The 22,959-nt window shown below is 45.1% G+C and carries 24 protein-coding genes; 8 read left to right on the forward strand and 16 right to left on the reverse strand.

Annotation, left to right across the window (positions count from 1 at the left end; translation table 11 throughout):
* The first annotated feature begins 40 nt into the window (after nt 1-40).
* The gene (locus tag C1I60_RS26245) at nt 41-172 is read left to right on the forward strand and encodes a hypothetical protein (protein ID WP_289306544.1); all 132 of its coding nucleotides are present in this window, start codon (nt 41-43) and stop codon (nt 170-172) included.
* A 71-nt stretch (nt 173-243) separates the two neighbouring features.
* Here the strand turns inward: C1I60_RS26245 and C1I60_RS24020 are convergent, their stop codons facing one another.
* Nucleotides 244-1,311 carry an AI-2E family transporter gene (locus C1I60_RS24020; RefSeq protein WP_137064007.1) on the reverse strand — a complete coding sequence of 356 codons (1,068 nt, stop codon included), beginning with the start codon at nt 1,309-1,311 and terminating at the stop codon, nt 244-246.
* A gap of 209 nt (nt 1,312-1,520) precedes the next feature.
* Here C1I60_RS24020 and C1I60_RS24025 point away from each other — a divergent pair, with 209 nt between their 5' ends.
* Complete coding sequence (locus C1I60_RS24025) at nt 1,521-3,494, forward strand: methyl-accepting chemotaxis protein (protein WP_137064008.1); 1,974 nt, start codon at nt 1,521-1,523, stop codon at nt 3,492-3,494.
* A 213-nt stretch (nt 3,495-3,707) separates the two neighbouring features.
* Here the strand turns inward: C1I60_RS24025 and C1I60_RS24030 are convergent, their stop codons facing one another.
* The 4 genes from C1I60_RS24030 to cymR all read right to left on the reverse strand — a co-directional run bounded on the left by C1I60_RS24030 (nt 3,708) and on the right by cymR (nt 6,168).
* Nucleotides 3,708-3,920: a YrzR-like zinc ribbon domain gene (locus tag C1I60_RS24030; protein ID WP_170970892.1), complete on the reverse strand. Its 213-nt coding sequence runs from the start codon at nt 3,918-3,920 to the stop codon at nt 3,708-3,710.
* Between the two features lie 10 nt (nt 3,921-3,930).
* Nucleotides 3,931-4,452 carry a PRC-barrel domain-containing protein gene (locus tag C1I60_RS24035; RefSeq protein WP_137064010.1) on the reverse strand — a complete coding sequence of 174 codons (522 nt, stop codon included), beginning with the start codon at nt 4,450-4,452 and terminating at the stop codon, nt 3,931-3,933.
* Between the two features lie 133 nt (nt 4,453-4,585).
* Entirely contained in the window at nt 4,586-5,737 is a 1,152-nt protein-coding gene (locus tag C1I60_RS24040) for a cysteine desulfurase family protein (RefSeq protein ID WP_137064011.1), read from the reverse strand.
* 11 nt (nt 5,738-5,748) lie between these two features.
* Nucleotides 5,749-6,168 carry a cysteine metabolism transcriptional regulator CymR gene (gene cymR, locus C1I60_RS24045; protein WP_014282941.1) on the reverse strand — a complete coding sequence of 140 codons (420 nt, stop codon included), beginning with the start codon at nt 6,166-6,168 and terminating at the stop codon, nt 5,749-5,751.
* A 305-nt stretch (nt 6,169-6,473) separates the two neighbouring features.
* On the opposite strand from cymR, the gene mnmA reads away from it, so the two are divergent.
* A complete protein-coding gene (gene mnmA / locus C1I60_RS24050; RefSeq protein WP_170970893.1) occupies nt 6,474-7,595 on the forward strand; it encodes a tRNA 2-thiouridine(34) synthase MnmA in 1,122 nt (373 codons plus the stop codon).
* 433 nt (nt 7,596-8,028) lie between these two features.
* The gene (locus C1I60_RS25035; RefSeq protein ID WP_212734504.1) at nt 8,029-8,169 is read left to right on the forward strand and encodes a hypothetical protein; all 141 of its coding nucleotides are present in this window, start codon (nt 8,029-8,031) and stop codon (nt 8,167-8,169) included.
* A 145-nt stretch (nt 8,170-8,314) separates the two neighbouring features.
* Here the strand turns inward: C1I60_RS25035 and C1I60_RS24055 are convergent, their stop codons facing one another.
* A complete protein-coding gene (locus C1I60_RS24055) occupies nt 8,315-8,536 on the reverse strand; it encodes a hypothetical protein (RefSeq protein WP_137064013.1) in 222 nt (73 codons plus the stop codon).
* A gap of 11 nt (nt 8,537-8,547) precedes the next feature.
* Entirely contained in the window at nt 8,548-9,624 is a 1,077-nt protein-coding gene (locus tag C1I60_RS24060; protein WP_137064014.1) for a WXG100 family type VII secretion target, read from the reverse strand.
* A gap of 818 nt (nt 9,625-10,442) precedes the next feature.
* Here C1I60_RS24060 and C1I60_RS24065 point away from each other — a divergent pair.
* Together C1I60_RS24065 and C1I60_RS24070 are read left to right on the forward strand one after the other, a co-directional pair.
* Nucleotides 10,443-10,889: a YhfM domain-containing protein gene (locus C1I60_RS24065; protein ID WP_137064015.1), complete on the forward strand. Its 447-nt coding sequence runs from the start codon at nt 10,443-10,445 to the stop codon at nt 10,887-10,889.
* Between the two features lie 124 nt (nt 10,890-11,013).
* Nucleotides 11,014-12,351: an IS3 family transposase gene (locus tag C1I60_RS24070; protein ID WP_137064016.1), complete on the forward strand. Its 1,338-nt coding sequence runs from the start codon at nt 11,014-11,016 to the stop codon at nt 12,349-12,351.
* 76 nt (nt 12,352-12,427) lie between these two features.
* Here C1I60_RS24070 and C1I60_RS24075 read toward each other — a convergent pair whose 3' ends face one another.
* Together C1I60_RS24075 and C1I60_RS24080 are read right to left on the reverse strand one after the other, a co-directional pair.
* Entirely contained in the window at nt 12,428-13,048 is a 621-nt protein-coding gene (locus C1I60_RS24075) for a hypothetical protein (protein WP_137064017.1), read from the reverse strand.
* Between the two features lie 36 nt (nt 13,049-13,084).
* Entirely contained in the window at nt 13,085-13,654 is a 570-nt protein-coding gene (locus C1I60_RS24080; protein ID WP_137064018.1) for a hypothetical protein, read from the reverse strand.
* A gap of 418 nt (nt 13,655-14,072) precedes the next feature.
* Here C1I60_RS24080 and C1I60_RS26090 point away from each other — a divergent pair, with 418 nt between their 5' ends.
* Nucleotides 14,073-14,360: a hypothetical protein gene (locus tag C1I60_RS26090; RefSeq protein ID WP_353505578.1), complete on the forward strand. Its 288-nt coding sequence runs from the start codon at nt 14,073-14,075 to the stop codon at nt 14,358-14,360.
* A gap of 102 nt (nt 14,361-14,462) precedes the next feature.
* Complete coding sequence (locus C1I60_RS24090) at nt 14,463-15,293, forward strand: PPK2 family polyphosphate kinase (protein WP_137064019.1); 831 nt, start codon at nt 14,463-14,465, stop codon at nt 15,291-15,293.
* Nucleotides 15,294-15,408: 115 nt separating this feature from the next.
* On the opposite strand, the gene crcB (C1I60_RS24095) is transcribed toward C1I60_RS24090, so the two are convergent.
* The 7 genes from crcB (C1I60_RS24095) to citC all read right to left on the reverse strand — a co-directional run bounded on the left by crcB (C1I60_RS24095) (nt 15,409) and on the right by citC (nt 22,933).
* Nucleotides 15,409-15,765 (reverse strand): fluoride efflux transporter CrcB, encoded by a 357-nt coding sequence (gene crcB / locus C1I60_RS24095; RefSeq protein ID WP_137064020.1) that lies wholly within the window; start codon nt 15,763-15,765, stop codon nt 15,409-15,411.
* The gene (gene crcB, locus C1I60_RS24100) at nt 15,762-16,163 is read right to left on the reverse strand and encodes a fluoride efflux transporter CrcB (protein ID WP_137064021.1); all 402 of its coding nucleotides are present in this window, start codon (nt 16,161-16,163) and stop codon (nt 15,762-15,764) included. The genes crcB (C1I60_RS24095) and crcB (C1I60_RS24100) overlap by 4 nt, the downstream gene beginning before the upstream one ends.
* Nucleotides 16,164-16,266: 103 nt before the next feature.
* Nucleotides 16,267-17,577 (reverse strand): replication-associated recombination protein A, encoded by a 1,311-nt coding sequence (locus C1I60_RS24105; protein WP_137064022.1) that lies wholly within the window; start codon nt 17,575-17,577, stop codon nt 16,267-16,269.
* 344 nt (nt 17,578-17,921) lie between these two features.
* Nucleotides 17,922-20,063, reverse strand: a complete 2,142-nt coding sequence (locus C1I60_RS24110; protein WP_137064023.1) for a HelD family protein — start codon at nt 20,061-20,063, stop codon at nt 17,922-17,924.
* Nucleotides 20,064-20,422: 359 nt separating this feature from the next.
* Nucleotides 20,423-21,310 (reverse strand): triphosphoribosyl-dephospho-CoA synthase CitG, encoded by an 888-nt coding sequence (gene citG, locus C1I60_RS24115; RefSeq protein WP_137064024.1) that lies wholly within the window; start codon nt 21,308-21,310, stop codon nt 20,423-20,425.
* A gap of 47 nt (nt 21,311-21,357) precedes the next feature.
* The gene (gene citX, locus C1I60_RS24120) at nt 21,358-21,900 is read right to left on the reverse strand and encodes a citrate lyase holo-[acyl-carrier protein] synthase (protein WP_137064025.1); all 543 of its coding nucleotides are present in this window, start codon (nt 21,898-21,900) and stop codon (nt 21,358-21,360) included.
* A gap of 1 nt (nt 21,901) precedes the next feature.
* The gene (gene citC, locus C1I60_RS24125; RefSeq protein ID WP_252361863.1) at nt 21,902-22,933 is read right to left on the reverse strand and encodes a [citrate (pro-3S)-lyase] ligase; all 1,032 of its coding nucleotides are present in this window, start codon (nt 22,931-22,933) and stop codon (nt 21,902-21,904) included.
* Between the last annotated feature and the right edge of the window lie 26 nt (nt 22,934-22,959).

The following is a 22,959-nucleotide window of genomic DNA, read 5'->3' on the forward strand; positions in this document are numbered from 1 at the left end:
CCACCCTGGTTATCGCCGTCCCCTCTGTACGAAATGCTACATGTGCAAGCTGCACACCCAACATCTGCTTAACGGACGAGCGATCGCCTTGTTTTCACTGGTAACGGGAGCATCCCGGCGGGTTCAGCCCGCACTCCGAAATGAGCTTTCCTTACTGGATAAACACATTTAAACACACTCAATTCAGTATATCCGTGTCATTTAGCCGTGTCAACGCGATTTCAGACGGGGATATGGACGAAATTAGATCGTTTTGCGCTTCACGTAATAAGCAAAAAAATGCTGAAGCGCCACCTTCAAGACAGCCATCACCGGAACCGCTAAAATTAACCCCGTTATTCCCGCTATTTCCCCGCCCACCAGCAGGGCGAAAATGATGGAAATGGGATGCAAATGCAAGGTTCGTCCAACCACCTGGGGAGAAATGACGTTACTTTCCAGCACTTGAATACAGGTGTTGACGACTACGACCATAAGTACCATTTTAAAGGAAACCGTAGAAGCCATAACGACCGCCGGAGCAGCTCCCAAAAACGGGCCTAAATACGGCACGATATTAAATACAGCCACCACTCCTGCCAGCAGCAGCGCATAAGGCATCCCAATCAGCATATAACCGATATAGGACATCACCCCGATAATGACGCACACCAACAGCTGTCCGCGTACATAGTTACCGAGCGCCTGATCAATTTCCTTGAGCACCGTTACAATGGCCTTGCGGCGGGATCGCGGGAGATAAGACACAATAGCCCGTTCGAACACATCGAAATCCTTTAAAATATAAAAAATGAGAAACGGCACAATGAATACATTGAACAACATATTGATCATCCCGCCGATGTTGTCCATAAAAGCAGCAATGCCTGTAGCCATCCGATTTTCGAGTTGGAAAAACCACTGATTCATTCCTGTGCGTACCCCTTGGGGTAAAATACTCCCGTCCATATTGGTCATTAATCCCTGTGCATGCATGGTCAGTTCAGGCAGATGCTCATTCAGTTCATCCAGTTGATCAATAAACATCGGAATCAGGTGCATCAGAATAACGACGAGGCTGCCCAAAAATACAGCATAAATGAGCAGGACGGCTACACTTCGAGGCACCTTGCGTCCACCCAGCATATTGACCACAGGATTAAGCACATAGGAAATAATCATCGCCACCGCAAATGGCGCAATAATCGTTTTTAGAAAATCATACAGATGCAAAAACAAAGGCCGTAGCAGCCAGATAAAATATAGAATGACAAGTCCCAGTAGCGTCCATATTCCGTATCGGAACAGCCTGCTTTTCGTTAATTGCTCCATACCGTGCCCCCTTACCGGACTAGCCTCTTTTAAGTATATGCCTGTACCTTTACTTTAATCCTTCCCATAACTGTAGAGACGCCTTAAATAATGACTATGAAGAAAGAATGAAAACAATTAAAAATGACTAACAAAGTCATTCTATCTGACGATATAAGTACAAAGAACTATTTTAGCTTTCACATTTCTGGATCATCGGGGGTCGTTACATGAACTTAAAAATGAAGCTTATTCTCCTTTTCACCTGTATTGTTATCGTTGCAGCCGGACCTTTGTCCGTCATTAGTATGACAAGCATTAAAAATCAGGCCAACCGTGACATACAAGAGCTTATGAACAGTAAAGCCTCCGAGACCGTCAACCAGCTCGACGGATGGACACGCGGAAACGCCAAAATTATCGAAACACTGGCTGCGGGATTACAATCCAGTGATATTCCCTCAGATGCCAAAATAGCTTCTCTAAAGGCGGCCTTTCAAAACTATAAGGATCAAAGTATCGCTAACATTTATGCAGGATTTGAGGATGGAACCTACTGGGATGGCTCCGGCTGGTCTGATGCGGGCTACGATCCTCGCACACGTCCGTGGTACAAGGATGCCAAAACCAAGGGGGAATTGTATTATTCCTCACCGTACGTTGATGCAGGAAGCCAGGACTTCACCATTTCCATTGCGAAGCCTCTTAAGAACTCCAATGGCTCTATCACTGGGGTGATCAGTGAGGATATTATGTTAAACGACATGACAAAAATTATTAAAAACATGAACCTGAACGGATTAGGCTATGCATTTTTGATTGACCAGAATGGAATCGTGGTCGCGCATCCGGACAGCAAGCTGGCTGGTAAAAATCTCAAGGATACGCCCGAGTTGGGTCCATCAACGGCGACCCTGCTCAGCGCCCCTTCGGGCAAAGCCGACTACAATTACAGTGGCAGTGATCGGCAGCTTTATTTTAAGAAAATGCCCAGCACGGGCTGGATTGTAGGCTTGTCTATTTCAAAGGATATTGCTTTTCAGGAGTATTACTCCATTCGTAATTATTTACTCATTATCGTTGCTATCATCTTTGTCGTTGCTATGGTACTGGCGATCTGGGCGGCGAACAGCTTTATCAAGCCGATTCGGAGGCTTCAAGCGAACGTCAAGCGGGTGGCTGAAGGGGATATGACAACACGTGTGGATATTAAGGGCAAAGATGAAATTGCCAGCTTGGGTACGGATTTTAATATCATGTCAGATAATCTCTCTCACTTGTTGCGCAAAGTGGCAGATACGGCTGGCGAGGTCAGCTCAGCTTCTCATGACATGCACCAGCATGCCAAGGATACCGGGACCATTGCATCACAAATCTCCAGTGCCGTTCAGGAGCTTGCTCAAGGAGCAAGTGATCAGGCCGAAGCTGTATATTCCGGCTCTGAAAAGCTGTCGCATATGACAGGCTCCATCAACCAGATCGGTGAAAGCGTCAAGCGAACCCAAACCGCCGTGCTGGAAACGGACTCTGCCGTGCTGGCTGGGTACGAAACAGCAGAGCGTCAAGCGAAGCTTGCAGCCGAGTCCAGACAAACCACAACCGCTGTAGGTAAAGCTGTAGAATCGCTCACGTTGAAAACACAGGATATTGAGCGGCTGGCCGGAGCCATTCATGATATCGCAGCCCAAACCAATCTGCTCGCGCTGAATGCTTCCATTGAAGCAGCCCGCGCTGGGGAACACGGACGAGGCTTTGCCGTCGTTGCCGGGGAAGTACGCAAGCTGGCTGAGCAAGCAGGAAGCTCCAGTGACAGCATTATGCACAAACTGGAGGAAATCAAGGTTGCGGGATTGCGGAGCGCAGAGGAAATGAAGAAGGCTCTGTCTGTAACAGTAGAACAGGAGCAAGCGGCTACCGCTACGAGAGAGGCGTTCGAGTCCATACGGGGAGCTTCTCAGCATATGCTTACTCAGATTGAGGACGTATCCGCTGCGGCTGATCATCTCCGTACCAACGCCGGACATATTTCAGATGTAATCTCCAGCGTTGTCGCAGTTTCCGAGCAAAGCGCAGCATCTACTGAGGAAGTGGCTTCATCCGTACAAGAACAAGGGCATTCCATGAACAATATTGCCGAGCTTTCCGCCAAACTGGACTCTCACGCAGACATACTGCTGGAAGAGGTTAGACGCTTTAAGCTATAAAGCATATCTGCTAAAAAATAAGTAAATAGCATTCCATCCATCTGGACAGGGATCTATATGAAAAAGAGGGTGACTCCCAGGCTATTATAGCCATCGGGAATCACCCTCTTCGTTACTCATCAAGCATGGTCCAATCAATTGACCGTTCAACTGCTGAACGATATAGTCACATCCCATATAGATTTACAGCCTGTCCTCGATTCAAGTTTAAGCTTAGGAAGAAGCGTGGATCTGCGGCAGGTCCTGCTGTACTATGTCATCTCCAAAGAACAGGTCGTCCAGTGAACTGAGCGTACCGTCCTCTTCCACTTGGTAGACGGACATTTTTTCACCATTCACTTGAAGTTCGATGAAGCATCCCCAACAATAAAATTGATGGGAGCCAATTTTGCCGATATCTTTGGAATTACAATTCGGACATCTCAATAAACTCACCCTATCCATTAAAAGAATATATGGCTTTTTCCAAACGCTGCTCGCTTAACGGGGGCACCATAATGGCATTCTCCCCGATGGACATTTCTTCGGTGCAGGGCAGCCATTTCCGCCCTTCTATAATATCCGATACAAAACCATCGCTGATTTCCAAGCCTATTATGTTATTGCCCATTTCCTGGTCAAAATAAACATCCGAAATGTGTCCGAGCATAAGCCCTTCATCTGTAAGCACGGATAAATCCTTCAGTTTACCGGGTCCAAGCAAATACGTATGTTGAATATCGTTGGCCTCCGTTTTACGGACAGCTTGCTGATTGCGAATCATAATCGCATCTTCGCCATAAGCGACAATGTCATCCCAAGCTACCATTTTCACTTGAGATGAAAAAAGGCCTTTGCCCTCCAACTCGATCCCTGTAATTTTCCAATCAGCCGTCACCATAAAATCTTGTATTTTACCAATCTGCTTCCCGTCCTCTACGTCGAAAACGGCAAGTCCGATCATATCCTGAAGCTTCATAATAGGGTACCTCCTCATTCTGCAATCCGAACGGAGGTGCGGTCCTTTCCTTCATGCGTGTCAGACCTTGGTTCCGTTCATGCAATGAAATGGAAAACCGCCCCTCCCTTCTTATTAAAGTGCGGAGAAAACCCTAGTACCTAGTACGTAGCCGCTTCCATATGGTTTCAATTTTCTTGGCTGTGTATTCCATTTCCTCCGTAGTATTACCCAAACCGAAGCTAAAGCGAATCGCTGAATTCAAAACATCTTCAGAAAGATCCATCGCCTGCAACACATGCGACAATTCCAAAGACCCGGAAGTACAAGCTGAACCGCTGGCCGCTGCAATTCCTTCCATATCCAGATTCATCAGCATGGTCTCCGTACCGATAGCCGGGAAGCTAATATTTAGCACATTCGGTAAAAAATGCTCAGGGTCGCCGTTGATTACAAAAGCGTCTGTACCCAAAGCGTTTTCCAGCTCTTTCAGCAGAGTTTGCCGAAGAGTCATATCGTGCGCCCAACGTTCCTCTATAGAGGTGCTGGCCAGAGTTGCTGCTTTAGCCAAACCTGCAATCCCGGCAATGTTTTCCGTACCGGCACGGCGTTTCTTCTCCTGAAGCCCCCCGTGCATCAAAGGTTGGATACGTATACCCTGACGGATATACAAAGCTCCAATACCTTGCGGGCCGTTAATCTTATGACCGGATACACTGAGTAAATCAACTGGAAGGCTCTGGCAGTCTATCTGTGTATGACCGTAAGCTTGTACCGCATCTACATGGAATACGATGCCATGTTCTCTCGCAAGCTGCCCCACCTCATGGATCGGCTGAATTACTCCTACCTCATTGTTGACATACATCATACTGATCAAAAAAGTATTCGGCCGAATCGCGGCCTCTATATCCGCTGGATTGACGCACCCAAAGCTATTGACTGGCACATAGGTCACTTCGTAACCCGCTTTTTCGAGTTCAGTGCAAGCATGAAGCACCGCATGATGCTCAATGGCCGTCGTAATGATATGGCCGGAAGTGCGGCCATCTGCCGTAGCCGTCCCGAACAGGGCCAGATTATCGCTTTCTGTCCCTCCGCTTGTAAATATGATTTCTTCGGGCTTGCAGCCCAAAGAGGCCGCAACGGCATCCCGCGCAGCGCTGACGGTGCGCTTGGCATCCCGGCCAAAGGCATGAACGCTTGAAGCGTTACCGAATTGGCCGGTCATGATGTCCATCATAGTCTGCGCAACCTCAGGATGCATAGGAGTCGATGCGGCATGATCCAGATAAATTCTGTTCATGTCGTTTCACCTCAAATGTAAAACATGTAGTTATCCAATTCATCATGTTCCTGGTATGTGATCAAGTCCTTGAGTGTAGTGGAATCCAGTACTTCTGCAATACTGTCACGAATCCGCAGCCATAGCTGACGCTTCGCCGGATCATCCTCTTCAGTGAAATCTACTGGAGAAATCGGACCCTCCAAAACACGAATAATGTCTCCTGCCGTTACCCCTGCCGGTTCACCCGCCAGAATATAACCGCCGTAAGCACCACGGATACTTTTTACCAAACCTGCATTGCGCAAAGGCGCAATAAGCTGCTCCAGATAATGCTCGGAGAGCTGATTTTTCTCGGCTATACTTTTCAAAGACGTCGGACCTTCGCCAAACCTGGCTGCAAGTTCCATCATAATCGTCAGGCCGTAGCGGCCTTTTGTTGATATTTTCAATTGTGCCACCTCACTTATAGTAACAATTCCGTTAAACACGCGGAATAACTGGTGCTATAAACCTCTCTATTCCGATCTTAACCCTCAGCTTATGTTAACATATTAGGGCAGGTAAAGGGAAATATTACGGTAACAATCTTTAAAAAAAGTTGTTTTCAGGCGATTTGGAACGGCTTTGGCCCATTTTATAGAACTTTCTCCCATCGTTCTCCGTGTCGTTGGATCGTCCAGCCATCGTAACTTATTATCGTTTATGTTACAATAGGAGGGTTCTACAACAATATTGAAAGAATTGGGTGATGACCATGGCTAAAGCCAATCATGAAACCCGTGTCGTCGTCGGCATGTCCGGGGGCGTCGACTCATCCGTTACCGCGCTGCTGCTAAAGGAGCAGGGCTATGACGTAATCGGCATCTTCATGAAAAACTGGGATGACACGGATGAATTTGGCCGTTGTACGGCTGAGGAGGATGCGGAGGATGTACGCCGTGTCTGTGAGCAGATCGACATTCCTTACTATACCGTCAATTTTGAAAAAGAATACTTTGATAAAGTATTCTCGTATTTTCTTGATGAATATAAGGCTGGACGTACTCCAAACCCGGATGTCATGTGCAACCGTGAAATTAAATTTGGCGAATTTCTTAATAAAGCGCTGGATTTGGGCGCGGATTATGTTGCTACAGGACATTACGCCCGGGTTGTAGAAGAAGACGGCCGTTTTACCTTGTTGCGGGGCGTGGACAGCAACAAGGATCAGACCTATTTCCTGAATGCATTGAGCCAAAAGCAGTTGTCACGGGCTATGTTCCCTATCGGTCATTTGCCGAAACCGGAAGTCCGCAAAATTGCGGAAGCCGCAGGATTGTATACGGCCAAGAAGAAGGACAGCACAGGCGTATGCTTCATCGGCGAGCGTAATTTCAAGGAGTTTTTGAGCGGGTATCTGCCTGCTAAAGGCGGAGACATGGTCGATATCGCTACAGGTGAAGTCAAAGGGCGCCACGATGGTCTGATGTACTATACACTCGGCCAACGGCAAGGCTTGGGTATTGGCGGCTCCGGTTCAGGCGAACCATGGTTCGTAGCCGACAAGGATCTGGAGCGGAACATTTTGTATGTGGTACAGGGTGACCGTCACCATAGCTTGTATTCCACCAGCCTGATCGCAACCGATGTGAACTGGATAGCAGGCACGGAAACACGTCCTTTCGGCGAATTCCGTTGTACAGCCAAGTTCCGTTATCGCCAGCCTGATCAGCAAGTGACTTTACAATGGCTTGGGGATGGAACCGTACATGTCGTATTCGACGTACATCAAAAGGCCATTACCCCCGGACAAGCTGTCGTATTTTACGATGGTGAACGTTGCCTGGGTGGCGGAACCATTGACAAGGTTGAAAAGCTCCAGCCTGAAACGGTTTAAATCAATATACGTTTGACCTGGCATAAATGCTTAAATAAAGGGCGTCCCTCCTAATTATGGAGAGGCGCCTTTTTTATGAAAAAATGCTCTTTTTTCCATTTGGGCATATTATGTAGACAAGAATTTTATGAAACTTTTATATCATCCATTAAGTTTTGAATCCTTCGTACTGTGCTGCATCTATTTCTATATCCATTCGCTCAAGCATGTTTTTCAAACCAATATGGATGACAAAATATAAATACATACAAAAATACACTACGCAAAAGAAAATGGACTATTTGCGTAGTGTCCCAGCGATAACTAAAAATCAATTACGAAAGTATTTCGTTCCTTGACTAGATTCCTTTCACGAAAACATCATAGTTGGTATATTGCCCATTAGAAAATACAGTAATTGTAGCTTGTCCTGGTTTTAATCCTTTAACAGTCGATGGAAGTGTTACAGCGATTGGACTCTGTGCGTTTCTTGGGCAAATGGTCTCATTTTGGTCCTATATTTATTGTTGATATTTGGGGTAATATGTCTGAACAGGAGAAAGAAGTTGAACATGCAAATGTGGTTAGAGAGTAAAACATAAGGAAATTTTTTAAATTGGACGCATCTTCGTTTGAAGCAAGGTATGCAAATCTCATCCCTCTTTATTCAGATAGGCTAACTATGTAAAAAAAGCCCACTCCCGTTTTTATTGTTAAGGAGTAAGCTTAAATTGTACTTTTCAAATCTCTATACTATCCCACAACTCTAAAATAGTCTTATCATCAATCTTCCCATTAACAAACAGCTCTCTTGCTGATTCAAACGATTGCGAAAAACTGTCTCTTTCACGAGTAAGGAAGTACTCTTCTTCATTCTGGCTAATCCAATAGCTATCGTTTTTATAGTAGAACTGAAACTCTTCCCCCATTTCAAAACGTTCCACCAATTCATTGTATTCCAAAACAATCCCTCCTACTTCTTGTTAACTCTTTTAAATGTCCCATCTTCTTTCCATTCAAAAACATGTTCATGAGGCCACTCTGGATGCTGCTTTGAATTTCCATGATTGGTATAGTCTACATCGCGTGTAGCTCTTCCATTTTCATCATAATATCTTCTTGTTTTTATCTCACCTGTATTTTTATCCAGAATATCAATAGATGAGTTAGGTTCACCTTTAGCCGGATGTGGATTCGTTGTCGTACTTGTATGATTAGATGAAGGAGTAACATCTATCGACTTTCCCTTGTTGGAAGTAAGTGTTTGTTTAGATGAACCCCCACCTTCTCCTTTTGTCATCTGCCACAATTCCGCTGAGCTTTTTCCGATCCCACTAGCTCCTTTGAATGCGGTTGTACCTCCATGTGCCGCTAAAGCTGCTGATCCAATCAATCCCGGTACGCCAACGATGCTCCCTACGCCTGAAGCTGAAACAACGGCTGATAATGTTTCTCCACCTGCTCCAACCACCACCTCAGCAACACCCTGTAATGTAGTAGCTACATGACCTAGAATTTCACCTGCTTTAGCTGCCATGGGATGGTCATAGTCACGATCTTTATCGGGCAACATTCCCAAGGTTAAATCCTCCTGAATCGCACCTTTTGCTCCCTGAGCAGTATCCCATAAAATTTCACCTTGCAACTTGCTAGCTTCCATCTGAGCTTCAGCCTTGGTGATCTCAGCCTGTCCGATCTGTTCAAAAATTTTATGTAGCCAACCTTCACTGCTGGATGCCGTTTTAATAGGTACACCATTTCCCGGCACATCCAGTACGACTTCCTCACCATCTACCTGTGTGAAACTTTTTGAAATAAAAATGAGTTCCTGCGCTACCGTCGATAATCGTTCAAGCGTCACACTCATGGATTGTTGTGATCTTTGAAAGTCTTGGAAGAATCGCTGACTTGTCAAGCCTTCCCATCCACCTTGGACGAACATCATTTGCCGATTCAGTTGATCACACATGTGTCCCATTTGCTGTTTGCCTTGCAAAAATTGGTCAGCCACTTGCATCAGTTTGTCAGGTGGAACCAATATTCTACCCATTTGATCACGTCCATTTTAATTTAGATGGAAATAATCTTATCAGAAGGAGATGTTTAGGGACATCCAACTATCATCCTGAAATTCCCTTTTAAATTATATGACAAATGGACTGATATAAATAGATTTACTATGTCTAAAGTAGTGTGTATCGCTGTTAGATGATGCCTAAGTTAGGATATAGCAGTCGTCGCTTTCAAATCTTGTTCTTCAAGCATATGCTGTAATTCAGGAATGAGTATTAGGAGTTTTTTATAGCTTCTAAGTTGCTGAGTATTAATATTCAACTTTTGGGGAATACTGCTACTGCTAATATGGGTCACGTAGACATGACAAAGAAACCTAGACAGGATTTATTTAGGCTGCATACATATACATGTGCATTATTTTATCCTACTTGTTTCTGCTGTTCTCATTCTTTAACTCTACGATAGAATGTCCTGTTTTTCATGACTAGTTCCTCCATTGCCTCCACAGCCTTGATTACTCCAGATTTCCATTTGTCATATACCATAGCAAAGTCAGGCGTGATCTACTGCATAGGACGACCAAATTTCACCCCTGCTGCTTTGACTACCTCTATTCCTTCAGCGACTATCAAACAAAGGTTTCATTATCCAAAATCACCCTCACGAATCATTAACCGTATTGCCTGATAGCGAGGTAGGTCAAAATTCTTCCCACTTAACTTGATATTTCATGAAACAAAACACATTATTATCTATTTTTATACATTAAAACAAAATTATTCTTCAAACTGAAACATTCCACCAATTCGGGTCGTCTATAGAGTAAATTTCAGAAAGGGGATTTGTTCTATTATGCGGAAGAATGGAATTTTGTTTTTGATGATCGTGTTGTTGTTAATAACAGCTTGTAGCTCTAACGCTGAAAAAATAGTTATTTCTCAAAGTGGGAAGGGGCAGGAGAAAATAATAGTCTACAAACTACAGAAGGACGCCACACTGCAACAACAAACAAAAAAAGATGTAATTGCTACATTTAATGATACTTCGGACACTATGATATTTATCAATGCAATTAAGGAATCAGAAAAGATATCAGGTATAGCTAATACGGATTCTCCAAATTACGAAGTTACATTCCAAAAAGATGGAACAAAAGATTCTTATTATTTATGGATTAACAATAACGATCCAACCAGCAATGCTATGTATGTGAATAAGGACGATACTCATACTGCGTATAAGATATCAGTCAACTCCACAAATTCGATAAATAAATTACTTGAGAGAATTAAAGATTAACTAAAAAGGTCTGTTCTTTTGTTTATGAACTGTGACCTGTAAGATAGACACTTTGAAAAAAGTGCCCTCTTACGGGTCTTTTGTGTTTTAATCAGATTAGAAAAAGTTTGCGAGGGTGCAGATCATGGGGAAAATTAGAAGGTCTTTTACAGAACAAGAGATTCAAGTTTTAGAGTCGAATCCATCCGTACTTCGTGTCTCGGAGAAAAATATCACCTATTCATCTGCCTTTAAAATGGATGCTGTACGAGCGAATCAAGCTGGGGCGACACCCATTGAGATTTTCTCTTTAGCGGGATTCGACATGGGACTGATTGGGCAGGAGACACCAAAGAAATGTTTGCAACGCTGGCGTAAAATACACGCTTCGTTAGGTGAAACCGGATTATTGGAAGAACGCAGAGGGAAAGGAAGTTCAGGAAGACCTAACAGTAGCGAGCGATCCGCTGAAGAGAGGCTCCGACTCGCCGAAGCCCGTATCAAGCTCCTTGAGGCCGAGAATGAACTCTTAAAAAAGCTAGAAGCGCTCGAAAGGCAACATCCCAACGATAATAGACTACCGTCTTCCGAGCGCTTTCAACTGATTAATCAGGTCGTTCGCAAACACGGATTGAGACGCCTAACCCGATATCTTTGCAAGCTTGCTGAGGTGAGTACAAGCGGTTATTACCGGTGGTGCACTGCGGAGGAAAAACGCCAGCTTCGTGAGTTTGCTGATGAAAGAGATGGCGTACTCATTAAGGCGCATTATGATGCACTCCAAGGAAAAGTAGGCGCCCTCGTTATAAAAATGCGGCTAGAACGTCTAAACGGAATCATCATGAATCACAAAAAAATTCGACGCCTCATGCGTAAATTCAGGCTGAGTGCTGTTATTCGTCAAGCCAATCCATACCGTAAAATGGCTAAAGCTACTCAAGAGCACCGAACATGCCCGAATCTCCTGAAGCGCCAGTTTGACTGCGGAGAACCTGAAAAGGTCTTGCTTACCGATATCACTTATTTGCGTTATGGAAACGGTCAATGGGCTTATTTGTCCTGCGTAAAGGACGGAGCAACAAGAGAAATCTTAGCCCACTACCTATCTTCAACCTTGGAAGTGTCACTTGTTAAACGAACACTACAACGTTTGCTTGATCGTCTGGAGGGGAGTGTTCATCCTGAGGCTGTAATCCATTCAGATCAAGGTTTTCACTACACACACTTACAGGTGCGCTCCATGATTGCTGAATCAGGGTTCAAACAATCCATGTCACGGAAAGGAAACTGTTGGGATAATGCCTCAATGGAGACGTTTTTCGGACATATGAAAGATGAACTAGAATACAAAGAGTGCACATCTCTGCATGAGCTGAGAGTTCGCGTCAATGAATACATCACCTACTACAACACCGAACGGTACCAATGGACATTAAAAAAGATGACTCCTGATGAATACAGAAGCCATCTGATTGCCGCTTGAGAACGAAGGTCCTTTTTAAAAGTGGCCACAAACAGGGTCACAGTTCATTAAATAAAGAACAGACCTTTTTTTGATTTTATTTCAAATCATATTTTCCCAATACTGATTCTCGGAATTGTTCTTTTGAATCTTGTTTTTCCCCCGAAATACTAGGGGATTGAGAAGAAGGTGCAATAGCAAACTTTCCGAGATCCATATTGATTACGCTATACTGTCCTTGTGTATTTTTCTTGAGAAAAATAATACTTTTTTCATTTTGCTTCAATTCAGTATAATCCTCATAAGCTATTTTTTTCTTGCCTTCGGCATCATCAATATAAGAAATCGGCTCCACGATAGACAATGGCTCTTCTACGTTTAATGATGCCCCTTCGGGTGATTTAATCACTTTATCAATTTTTATATTCGTAAGTGTATAAAAGTCTTGTATCGTACCATCATCAAAGCTTGTAACGATATGTTGTCGATCATCAAACTCCTGCAAAGGAGTCCCTATCACAATAAGCTCTGCATTGGAGTCCAATTCGCTTACAGTTTTATAATCAATATAAGAAGCTTCTAACGAAATTTTTGGAGTATTTAATTCTGAAAATTTTGGAGAAGCATTTGTGGATGTAAAAAAAAGACTCCCTGAAGCAATCAGTCCCCCTACCGCTAATACAGAAATACCCATCTTTATTTTTTTATTAAAAGTCATAATAGTGCCCCTTCCTTAAATTAGTTATTATGCTAATTAGTTTCCCCACTTAGCAATTAAGGATTGCTTGTCATATGCTTGAACACCGATAGACTGAATACCTTGTTTCATAACAGAGCTACTAGAAGTTGATGGATGCGCTTGAGATAACGTATGGCCAACCTCATGGGTTGCGTTGGAGGTTTTTTGTGCGGAATTCATACCGAAAGCCTGCATCTGGTTATGATAAATCACCACCGTGGCATATGCCCAGCTATCACTTACACCTGCTACACCACCAGATGTTTTATACGGAGTTGTCAATCCCAATAAACCAGATGTAGCTGTAGAACCGACATAATATCTGTCTGGAGTCCCACTCGTCGATGTCGTTTTACCAATGTTTACTGATCCAGACGCAGCGCTCCAATCAGAACGTGCGGTATCATAGGCACTGGTATAGCCATTCGTAGAAACAGAGGAATCATAATATGCATTAAAATTGGCTGAGCTTCTCCCTCCGGTAAAGCTAGTTGCAAAAGAAGTGGAACTAATAGAAATCACGGCAATAGATAATATTCCGACCATGGAAAAAAGTTTTTTCTTGGAAGCTAATAGTTTTTTCAAGGTTAGCACCCCTTTTAGGAAATTTGGAAATCTTATTATCATTCCTGACGTAACAGAAAGCCACTACAACTAGAGTCATTGAGATGTTATTTTGTTTTCAACTCAATCCTCCTTTTTTATTTGGACATTTCCACTATTAATATACAGTCTACCTTTACAACAATCTACCATTTAAACAAAATATTTCATAATTCGACATCAATTTGATTCTTTTTTCCTACTTGAAATGTAAGTTTATAGCTCTGCTTCAGGCTCAATATACTGGATCGGCTACACTCTTCTAGACAGAAAAATTGTGGTCTAATATAGAAAGAAAGTCCAATAGACATTACATCGTCTATTTCTTGGCAATACACACAGGGATGAGACAAGGGGAGGAATGTTGACTACAGGAATAAATGCATAATGGTTACTCGAAATGGATGTAAATATTGATTTAGTCTGTTGCATAAATATTGGAAAGCAAGTTTTCCCAAACACAATTACAAGGCTGATGAAAAGAAAGGTTGTTTCCGAAAGATTGGGACATCGTAGTGTAACTATAACTTTGGATACTTATTCACATTTATTGAAAAAAATGCAGTCAGATGCAGCAGTCAGATTGAGTAATTTACTGAGTAAAAAAGAAGGATCTGGTCCACTAGAAATTGAAGAAAAATTCTGTGACCAAAAGCGTGAACAGAATGTCGAAAATGTAGCCGTTTAAACCAAGAAAAGCAAGATACATAAGGAAATTTTGATAACACCCCCATTTGGGTATATGATGTAGACAAGATATCTTACTTCAATTGAAAAGGAGCGTGCCTTTATGTCTGATTCATTAGGAATGCTGACACCGGGTAAAAAAGTTTCTTTAAAAGAGTGGAACCCCAAGGATACTCAGGATATTAAAAATAAAGAAGAAATTCAGCAGGAAACCGATCAATTGAAGGAACGCTTCGCGGAATTACAAAGCAAATTATTTACGGAGAAAAAACAAGCCGTTTTGTTTGTATTTCAAGGTATGGATTGCAGCGGAAAAGATGGCGTCATCAAGCAGGTATTTTCCAACCTCAATCCGGCGGGGGTGACTGTCCACAGTTTTAAATCGCCTACAGCCGAAGAATTAAGTCACGATTTCCTGTGGCGTGCCCACAGCGTAACCCCGGCACGTGGATATATCGCGGCATTCAATCGCTCTTATTATGAGGATGTACTGATTACACGTGTTCACGGTCAGGTATCCGACAAGCAGGCCAAACGAAATATTAAACACATCAAACATTTTGAACAACTGCTGCTGGATAGCAGTGTAAAGGTCGTCAAAATCTTTTTACATATTTCAAAGCAATTCCAGTTGGAGAAGCTGATCGACCGGATTGAAAAGCCGCATAAAAACTGGAAACTTGATCCGAGTGATTTGCAGGAACGTAAATATTGGAAGCAATATACTCAATACTATGAGGACGTGCTGGAGCTAAGCGCAACCAAGCAGGCTCCGTGGTATGTCGTTCCTGCGGATAACCGATGGTACAGGGATTATACCGTACTGCGCATTGCCGTCCAAACGCTGGAGGAAATGAAGCTGTCCGATCCTGAACCAAGACCGGAACTGGAATCCCTTTTGCCTGAGCTGTATAAAGAACGGGATAAAAAATAGCTTCGCAGGCGCAAGTACTCTATCATGTGTTTGTTAACACACCCAATAAAAAAAGCTTTCAAAGCCTTACTCATGGCTGAAAATGCCACGCGAGGGATTTGGAGGCTTTATTGCGTCAACTAACCCCAAATCCAACAGCAGTCGCTGCTGCTCCTACCACCACGGAAGACAGCACATACCCAGCCATACGCCGATATTCCTTGCGCTCCATCAATTGGAGAGATTCATACCCGAATGTTGAAAAGGTGGTATAGCCACCACAAAAGCCTGTTCCTAACAGCATCCAAAGTGCAAGAGACAGATTATGCTGCGTAAATTCGCCGTACAGCCAGCCGAGTAGAAAGGAACCGCTGATGTTAATGATCCATGTTCCCCAAGGAAATGCGGTGCCGAACCTTTTTCCGGCCCACATGCCAAACCCGTATCTCGCCAATGTACCGACCATTCCACCTGCCGCCGCCCACCAGATCATAAGCTATCCTCCTTAGGGGCAGCTTGCGTCATTTTCGTGCCCAGACGAATACCTGTCCATGTCAAAAACAGACCTCCACATACACTGAACAACAGATACAACACAGCCGTAAGCGCACGATCATGAACCGTCAGGCGCACAGCATCCACTGCAAAGGTGGAAAAAGTGGTAAAGCCTCCTGTAAAGCCTGTTCCGATGGCAAGTCGCCAGCGAGGCTTGATTCGCCATGACCGTAAGGTTACGGTGAAAAACCAGCCGAGAAACAGACAGCCGATCCAATTGATTAACAGCACACCAAGTGGAAAATCAGCCCCTGCCGCAGGCAGCAATGTTTGCACGCCGTAACGGGCAGAGGTTCCGAGCGCTCCTCCCGCCCCGACGAATAGCACGTCCTTCATCTTTATGTCCCCTTCTTCACTTTTGCAATATTCATGGTGCAACCATAACGGTGGCTATACCTCTGATCTTATTCACTACATATATCCGTCTGCTACATATATTCTACGACTGTGAATCCCGCCATTGCTGGTTTTGTCTGATTTTCGACTCATTCCCCTGCTCTGTAGCTTGATAAAAGGTTCGGTCTGCTATCGAATCGGGCAAATATTGCTGTTTCACATAATGATTCGGATAATTATGCGGATACTGATAGCCAACATGCCCCAGCTTCTCCGAGCCTTTGTAATGTGCATCACGCAAATGCAGCGGAACCTCAGCGGATGTGATGTCGTCCATAGCCGACATGGCCCGTGAAATCGCCGTATATACAGCATTCGATTTTGGGCTCTCCACGGCGAACAAAATAGCCTGCGCGATGTTCAGCTTGGCCTCCGGCCAGCCGTTATTGCGATAAGCTTCAAGCGCACTCACTGCCTGCACCATCGCCTGCGGATTTGCCAGGCCAATATCCTCGCTGCTCGCCGCGATGAGGCGGCGGAGAAAGGTCATCGGGTCCATGCCGAGCTTCTCTACGGCGTAGAGAAACCAGAACAGCGCCGCGTCGCTGGAGCCGCGAATGCTTTTGTGAAAGGCGGACAGCACGTCATACTGCGTGGACTCGTCTGCCTTGACAATCGGGCGGCGAATGGATTCCTCCGCAACTTCCAGCGTCACGTGAATCGTGCCGTCTGCCAGCGGAGGCGTCGTGAGCGCCGCCAGTTCCAGCGCGTTCAGGGCGCGACGGATATCGCCGTTCGCCATGGACGCGATGTGATCCAGCGCAGCTTCGTCCACCTGAAGCTGCATATAACCGAGCCCCTTGTCCGCATCACCCAAGGCGCGGCGCATGGCTGCCAGCGAATGCTCCTGCGTCAACGATTGGAGCTGAAACAACGTAGAACGGCTTAGCAAGGCGCCGTTTACGTAGTGAAAGGGGTTTTCGGTTGTGGCGCCGATAAACACGATCGTACCCTTTTCCACCGCTGGCAGCAATGCATCTTGACGCGAGCTGTTGAAACGATGTACCTCATCGAGAAACAGGATGGTTTTTTTGCCGTACATCGATTTATTCGTTTGTGCGCGGTCAATGACTTCCCTCACGTCCTTCACTGACGCTTCTACTGCATTCAGGCGGACAAATTCGCCTTGCGTGTGTTGTGAAATGATATGCGCCAGCGTCGTCTTGCCACATCCCGGCGGCCCGTACAGGAGGATGGAAGAAACCTGATCTGCCTCTATAGCTCTTCGCAGCAGCTTGCCCGGACCGACGACATGCTCCTGTCCAATATATTCGTCCAGCGAAGTCGGACGCAGCCGGTCAGCAAGCAACCGATTGCTTGGCATCGACTCTTGGGAATATGAAAATAAGTCCATTTCATTCACTTCCTTATGGTGATATGAGGGAACACTCTACCCCTGCGGGGTCCATATACATCGCGTTCGCTCATGCGGTTGAAACCTTGAAATTTCTATCCTAAAAACGGTATGAACCGCCTTTTATTCTACCATACCCGCAGACAAGTTGCAGATAGCACGGTCACGGCATGACTATATATTTACATATCTGTAATCCTGTAAGCAAAAGAAAGAACAGCCGAACGAAAGAGAATTTCGTGGCTGTTCTGATTGCTGATATGACTCCCATGATGTTCACCATTATGGTAGCTTAAGCAGTTACTTAAACATCAACTCAGGCGCTAATTTAAAATACCCTTTCCTTACTTCACCTGCTCCTGTACATAATTCGGAAGCGCACCCTCATGTAACAGCCACAGCTCATGCAGCGCACGGGTACAGCCCACATACAGCAGCTTGGCATCCCATGCCAGCTCTCCATAATGTTTTTGGTCGGCATCCGCCACAATGACTGCGTCGAACTCCAGCCCTTTGGACAGGTACACAGGCAGAACGGACAAGCCGCCTTCGTATTGCTTTTTACCGCCGTCAATCAGATTTACATCTAACCCTGCATTCGTAAAAGCCTCATGCAGTTCCACAGCCTCCTTCAAGGTACGCGTCAGCACAGATACAGTGCGGTATTCCTTGGAAGAAAGCTCTTGCAGAGCGGTCAGCAAACTCTGTTCACGCCCTGATGTACCGTATGGCAGTGTACACACCGGATCGCCGCTACGGAATACCGGAACGGCCGTAATCCCGCCGCGAACCCCCTGCTCCAAAATCGTATTTGCAAACTCTATAATTTCCAGCGTTGATCTGTAGCTGCGGGTAAGTGCAAAATATCCCGTATGTTCTGGCGCAAAAAGAGAGCTCATTTCCTCCCACGCATGTACGCCACGGTATTCGTGAATCCCCTGTGACAGATCACCCAATATCGTGAAGGAATGCCCTTTAACAAACAAATCCAGCAATGCAATATGAAAAGGTGAGAAATCCTGCGCTTCATCAATGACCACATGGTCAAAGCGTTGAGACGATTCTACCTCATGAATCAGCACATGCAGATATACCAAGGCAGTAAGGTCCTCTTCGCGGATAACCTGTTTACGCAGGTCCGACTGTGTGGTCTTAAAAATAGCAGCAGGCAAAAAAGCCTTCAGCTCCGCAGCCGTGTCTGCGGGTAATCCTTTAGCTGCCTGAAAAAGCTGCTTGTAAAGCGTCAGCGCGTCGTATTGGGGCCATTTTTTAGCATATGCCTTTTCCCGGGACCCCGCTTTTTTCTTGCGTTCCTTGAGCGCAGCCGTCGAGGGCGATTTTTTCAGCTCCATTTCAATCCAACGATGGACTCTTGCAAGCACACGCTCCTTCCGCTTCGCAAGCGGATAAGGCTTGTATTCCTCATTGAACCAGTTCAAAATCTCCGCTCGCGGAAGCACTGCTCCATCCCATGGTGAAAAATCTCCCTCCGGCACCGAAACAGGCTCCAGCCGTTCCACAAAAGCTTGAAGAAGCTTCATGAAGTGAATCGAACCTTTGAAGCGTCCTGGCGCCTCATCCATTGATTCCGTTCTCAGGCTACCGCTCTCAAACCAATAAGCCAACGTTTCAGCAGGATCAGCTATAGGTAAATCCAGCCCCAACAGGTTAAGCGCCCAGTCCGCAAATGTACTCTGCTGAATATTTCCAACCCCCAGCTCTGGAAGTACATCTGAAATATAATCAAGAAACATATGGTTCGGTGCGAAAATAACCATCCTGTCCGCAGTTACCTGCTCCTTGTATTGATACAATAAAAATGCGAGACGATGCAGCGCTACCGTCGTCTTGCCACTACCCGCTACCCCCTGAATGACAAGGGCTGTATTTTTAGCCGCACGGATGATCTGATCCTGCTCGGCCTGAATCGTAGATACGATATCCCGCAATCGGTTATCCTTGTTCTCTCCCAGACGATAGACGAGAAATTCATCGGAAACCGCAGGCTCGTCGCTTTCACGGTTGTACGTATCGGCTACCCGTTCCAGTATTCTTTTTCGAATGACAACGTTGCGCTTTAGATACACCAAGCCCTCAATCGTTCCCTCAGGAGCCTCGTAGGACGCGGTTTCTTCACCGCCTGTAAAAGAATAAAACAAGCTGGCAATCGGCGCGCGCCAATCAATCACAAGCGGATACGCAGACGCTTCCTCGCGCTCCACTCCGATTTTGCCGATGTAGAGCGGCTTACGCTGTCCCCTGCCACGTTCGTCAAAATCCATGCGTCCAAAATAAGGCTCCTGCGCACTTTTTGCCAAAGACTGGCGTTTTTCCTCCCGCCCGGATTCCAGCACCTGCTCCGTAAAATCATGTCCCGTGTACACCGGCGTATTGCGAAGCCGTTCCAATCTGCGATCAATTTCCTCCATAGCAAGCGACAGCCTGTGCTGTTCTTCTTGATAGGCACTTTGAAACCCGTTCTCCATTTCAGTTACCTCCTAAGAATATCAAGTCTCGATTTCTGCATCCCATTCACTTGCTCCGACACAAAAAAAGGAAAGTAAGCGTAACACATTAACCCCAAAAAATCCAATCTTATTTCCTAGTACGCCCATTTCCATATACGAAAGACCTCTTATTAAACACGCAAATTAATGGATTACACTAATCCTCTAAAAAACCAAGGCTCACTTCTACACAGCTTCATTCACAATTATTTCTTTTCATAAAAAATCCCCTTACAGCAGTAGGTTTTACGAATTAACCTGTCTGTTGTAAGGGGAACATATCACTTTGGGGACAGCTCTTTTTCATTAAAATGGATCGGCTATGAACCGCATTGCTGTTATATTGCAGGTGGTGACAGACATAAATTTTCCAGCATAATTGTGACTGCCAGTAAATCAGCAGAGCCACCAGGACTAACATTCTTTTGCACAAAATCATCGTTCATTTGATGAATCATGGCGACACCTCTCTCTGACAAGATACCACCCGCCTCTAGCACCTGCTTGGCATATTGCTGGACATAGGTTAGCATCTCCCTATCGTGTCTACCAACGACATTTGTATCTTCGTTGACAACCATCAGTTGTAACAGGGTTTGAACACAGATATCATTCACATGGTATCGTTGCGATGACTTCAACTCACGATAGACGGGCAGAGCGTACTCTCGCACGGTTGGAAAGCCTGCTTCCACCTCACCACGTATACCCGTCATGCCCCACTCTTTGTACAACCGTTCGCCGACCGTTAAGTCTGTTGATTTTTCCAGGAATACAAGTTCACTCTCACATAAACCTTTGGTCATCTGAGCAATGGTCTCACAAATGATTTGTTCATCCAGCCTGCTAGCAGTTGCTCGTGTCGTACAACAATACGCAGCAGCAGCACAAATAATTCCTAGCGAAAAAATAAGGCCTTTATGTGTGTTCACCCCGCCTGTTGCGGCAAACATAGCCTTTTCGGCTTCCTGCCCCAAGGGACGTAGATTCGTAAATAGTATGCGAAGATCCTTTTCATGAAAGGAATCTCCTGCCTTTGTACATCTTTCAAAATAGCTGGAAAGTGCGACCGCACTAGACATAAACGTAAAGAAGTCCATATCCTTATGAGCACCACGATTAAACCGATCTACCAGTCCCGGCTTTGGGCTGGCGGAGACTTCTGTTAGCAACGCAAGGACAGCTTGTTGACCAAGGCTTTCACTTAATAGGTTTGTTGCAATCATACATACTAACAACCTTCTTCTCTGGATTTTTTAATGATGATGAACGATCATGCTCGTTTGGCTACTTGATGCTTTCGCGTATAACTGTCCACCAGTGCTTTGATAGCTTCCAGCAATTCGGGAAGTGCATGTGCTCTACTCCGTCCACATATATGCGCAGCCTGCTCACACATGAGACATTTTCGCTTGCCCAAGCCAAGTTCATCTCTGGAGATTGCCCTTCCATTGGGTCCAATCACATCCAGATCCAGTAATCTTCCTAGAGGATGCCCATCTTCAATCGCAATAACCAACTTCTTCAATATTCGCGCGTCTGCCTGAACGGCAACATATGCTCCTGGGCCTGTTAGCAGATCATACGCTTCATTGTGCAGCGATGTCATTTGGTTCACCGCCAGCTGACTCATCAAGATACGATAGCCTTCATGAAAAACGTATGTACTAGTTGGAGAGGACTTCTGTGGTCCTGGGATATTGATCGTCATGCTGATCAGAGCTACCGCGTACCTGCTGATCAATTGTCTTTGTCTATCTGCCCGGTTTTCGCGTGCCTGTAGCATTTCTTCAAGGGTAACCTCATACGAATACATGTTATGACATCTCCCTGATACGCCTGATGATTTCTCCAGCTTCCACTGACAATAAAAACTGATAGGTCGTGTCCGGTACAAGCTGCTTCACTTTATCCATTTGGCCCAGACGGATATACTTGCGGACCGCAGAGGCGCTGATTGCGTCCCCTTCCCATAGCAGTCGTGGTATTTCCTCTACTTCGATTCCAACGGAAGGCAGCATTTTTTTCATGATCGTGTTGTACCTGCGGGTCAAGACACAGCTTGGCTCCTGACCGATATACCGTTTTTGAATATTTAGCAACGGAGCTATATACTGGCTAAATATTTTTAAATCTAGTGATATATGCGTACTTGCTGCCTTTTCATCATTTTTGAGGAAGTAAGAAGGAAACGTTGCACCCGAGATGATATAGTCTTTGCCCTTGTGCAAGACCACATTGGCCAAATGTCTCACGCCTTCTTCCACTAGTCTGTATCTGGCATCTGATGGAAAAATGGATCGGTCCTCCCAGACTACAAAAAGATGTACCTTTCCCCAAACCGCCGCTGCATGCTCGATTAAGTGCAGATGTCCAAGTGTGAATGGATTACAGTTCATAACAATCGCAGCCGAAGGCACGAGATCGCCCGATTCCTGCAAAAGCTCTTGCTGATACTGTCGCACACCATCCCATCGGTTTTCCAACAAGACAGCCATGGAGGATTCCTCCATGATTGGATAAAAGCCGAGATCCTTGAAAATTTGTTTGTTTACTGGTTTTGTATAAATAAACAGGTGAGTCCTTCCCCGCCTGTATTCTTCATTTACTAAATGGCTAACGATTTGTGCTGATAGCCCCTGGTCTTTATAAGCTTCATCCACAGCAATGCACTTCAGTACACTGCCTGAAAAAGAACCCGTAGCGGCAATGTCGCTGCCATCTACAATTTCCATCGTATATTCAATTTGACGGTCTATTCTAAGACCTTGGCGCTTGAGGAAATCGCGAAGCTTTCTTTGAGCGTCTTCAGAAGCTGGATTTAAAATCTCTTCACGCAAATGTTCCATCCACATAGCCATAATTTATCACCGTT

It is taken from the genome of Paenibacillus terrae (genome assembly GCF_005217525.1).
Classification (GTDB): domain Bacteria; phylum Bacillota; class Bacilli; order Paenibacillales; family Paenibacillaceae; genus Paenibacillus; species Paenibacillus terrae_C.